The 2,874-nt window shown below is 67.5% G+C and carries 3 protein-coding genes; 2 read left to right on the forward strand and 1 reads right to left on the reverse strand.

Going from position 1 to position 2,874, the window contains the following annotated elements:
- Together VES88_08910 and VES88_08915 are read left to right on the forward strand one after the other, a co-directional pair.
- A partial coding sequence (locus VES88_08910) for a hypothetical protein (protein ID HYN81607.1) occupies positions 1 to 185 on the forward strand: 185 nt, incomplete at its 5' end.
- Positions 186 to 245: 60 nt separating this feature from the next.
- Positions 246 to 1,325 carry an IS630 family transposase gene (locus VES88_08915; protein ID HYN81608.1) on the forward strand — a complete coding sequence of 360 codons (1,080 nt, stop codon included), beginning with the start codon at positions 246 to 248 and terminating at the stop codon, positions 1,323 to 1,325.
- Between the two features lie 200 nt (positions 1,326 to 1,525).
- Here the strand turns inward: VES88_08915 and VES88_08920 are convergent.
- Positions 1,526 to 2,724 (reverse strand): IS3 family transposase gene (locus tag VES88_08920; GenBank protein ID HYN81609.1). Its coding sequence is split into 2 segments (ribosomal slippage): positions 1,526 to 2,458 and positions 2,461 to 2,724, totalling 1,197 coding nucleotides; the frame shifts between segments, so codons are not numbered across the junction.
- Between the last annotated feature and the right edge of the window lie 150 nt (positions 2,725 to 2,874).

Consider the following 2,874-nt stretch of genomic DNA (forward strand, 5'->3'; position numbering starts at 1 on the left):
TGCCGCCTACGGCGCGCGGCCCTTTGGCGCGCATCGCCTCAACCACGTCCATCGTTTCTATATCAGAGGCCGGAGCGCCAGGCGAAAATGGCCAGATTGGTGGCACCCGACCGTTTTTCGCGGGGCGGATCGGCAAAGTCACGCCGGGGCGCTGGATGTCCGCGCGGCGGGATCTAGTGGATTAGCCGAAACGAAAGAGTCCTAATGGGGATGCCCATTGGCGGCGGCGCGTGCGAGTCTGGCGCATGCGCAACGGTATATCCATCACCCTCGACGACGCCGATCGCCAGCGGCTTGAAGCCATCGTCTCCGACCGCAACACGTCCCAGAAGCACGCCTGGCGCGCCCGCATCGTTCTTCTCAGCGCCGATGGCGTCGGCACGAACGCGATCATGGCTGCAACTGCCACGTCGAAGACGACAGTCTGGCGCTGGCAGGCGCGGTTCATGCAGGCGGGCGTGGACGGCCTGCTCCGCGACAAGACCCGTCCGCCCGGCAAGGCGCCGGTCGCACCTGACCGTGTGGTCGAGGTCGTGCGGCTGACGCTCGAGCCGCCGCCGCACGAGGCGACGCACTGGACGGCGCAGGCGATGGCCAGGGCGGTGGGGCTCGCCGTCTCGACGGTGCAGAAGATCTGGAAGGCCCACGGGCTCAGCCCCCATCGCTGGCGCAGCTTCAAGCTGTCCAACGATCCGGCCTTCGCGGAAAAGCTCCATGACGTCGTCGGGCTCTACGTCGCGCCGCCCGCCCACGCGGTGGTGCTCAGCGTCGACGAGAAGTCGCAGATTCAGGCGCTCGACCGCACCCAGCCCGGCCTGCCGCTGAAGAAGGGCAAGGGCGCGACCATGACCCACGACTACAAGCGCAACGGCACGACCACGCTGTTCGCCGCGCTCAACGTGCTCGACGGCACGGTCACCGGGCGCAACATGCAGCGTCACCGCCATCAGGAGTTCATCCGCTTCCTCAACGCGCTGGAACGCGACATCCCAGCCGGCAAGGTCGTTCATGTCGTGCTCGACAACTATGCCGCCCACAAGCATGCCAAGGTCCGGGAGTGGCTCGCCCGTCATCCGCGCTGGACCTTCCACTTCACGCCGACCTCCTCCTCCTGGCTGAACGCCGTCGAGGGCTTCTTCGCCAAGCTCACCCGTCGCAGGCTGAAGCACGGCGTCTTTCGGTCCATCGTCGACCTGCAAGCCACCATCAACCGCTTCCTCGCCAAGCACAACCAAAGCCCCAAGCCCTTCACTTGGCGCGCAGACCCCAACGCCATCATCGCCGCACGAAATCGAGGGTTCCAAACGTTGGAGTCGATCCACTAGGTCCCAATCCGGGTTGTTCGTGGGTGGATATCGCAGTGCCATCGCCTTTGCCGCGCCGCGGGGCAGAGCCTGGAGCGGTGGGGCGCGAGCAATGACCCTGGCATTCGACGCGTCGTCGCGACGGCGTTGTGACGTTTGATTGGTCCAGTATCCGGTGGTGGGTGTGTACCGCCCCTGGTTTCTGAGACACCCGATTGCGATTATGCGGCCAGCGATAGCTTGTCCATCTGGTCGCGTCGGAACTGGGCTGGCGAGCGGTGGCCGTGCCGCTGGATCAGCCAGTTTTCGTTGTAGGTCCGCCTGAAGTCGATCAGGGCGAGGCGGAGCTCCTCGACGGTCCCGAAGGTCCTGACCCAGAGGAGGTTTTCCTTCAGGGTCCGGATGAACCGCTCGGCGCAGCCGTTGCCCTCGGGGGCGCGGATGAAGGCCGGCGATGATGTGGCGCCGAGCCAGGCGATCTCCTTCTGGAAGTCGCGCGACATGTATTGGCTGCCGTGATCGTGCCGGATGCCGAGGCCCGAAGCCGCGGCCTTCTCGACGCCGCCGAAGCGCTCGGTCACGCCTTGCCGGATCGGCTCCAGCGCCTCATGGCGCGTGCCGTGGTGAGCGGCGTGGATGCCGACGCATTCGGCCGAGCAATGATCGACGGCGATGAAGACGGCGACCTGGCCATGCTCGACGGTGAACGTCGCGGTCATGTCGGTTCCCCACAGCGTGTCGACCGTCGCCGGGATGATCGTGCCGTCGTGGTTGCGGGGGCCGCGGGGGCTGCCCGTGCGGGTCGTCGCCGACAGGCCGTTGTCGCGCATGAGGCGGCGCACCCGCTCCCTCGAGGTGCGCAGGCCCCGGTGACGCAGCCGCGCCCAGACCTTGCGATAGCCTTCGCCGTGGAAGGGGCTATCGATAAGCAACTGCCGGATGGTCTCGACCAGCTCGCAGTCCGGCATTGGTCCCCGTGGTCCCGGCCTGCGCCGTGGCGCCGGCGGCGCCTCTGCCGCACGGCGGCGCCGGTAGACCCCCGCCCGGGCCGTGCCCCAGACACGACAGACCCGGGCGACACCGTAGCGGCGGCGCGTGGAGATCGAGATGACGGTGCTCATCGCTTCGACCTCCGCGCCGCAAAAGGGGCCCCGCCTCCCCCGGCCTCCAGCCGCTCGATCTTGGCGTGGAGCAGTTCGGTATCCATGGTCAGTTCGCCGACCTTGGTCCGAAGCCGGTCGATCGTCTCGTCGCGATCGTCCCGCGCCCGTGACTTCAGGCTTGCCGCCCCGGCATCGAGAAAAGTTTCCCGCCAACCGCTCAAATCCGCCGCCGTCACCGCGAGATCGCGCGCCACGATCTCCAGCGGCTCGCCCCGCAGGGCCCGCAGCACCGCGTCCCGCTTGCGACCCGCCGTCATGCGCCGCTCCCGGGCCGGAGCCACGACCGCTCCGATATCTGAGGTCTCCGCGCCCGCGGCTCCTCCGCCCTCAATGTCATCCATCTCAACACCTCCACTGGCTCTCAATAAGCCGTCTGGGATGTCTCAGCGAACCCTGGGGCGGGGGAA

This window comes from Gemmatimonadaceae bacterium, from assembly GCA_035633115.1.
In the GTDB taxonomy this organism is placed as follows: Bacteria; Gemmatimonadota; Gemmatimonadetes; order Gemmatimonadales; family Gemmatimonadaceae; genus UBA4720.

Bases quoted from the DNA above. Each gene is read 5' to 3' on its own strand.
- VES88_08915 (HYN81608.1), top strand. From the start codon at position 246: ATGCGCAACGGTATATCCATCACCCTCGACGACGCCGATCGCCAGCGG.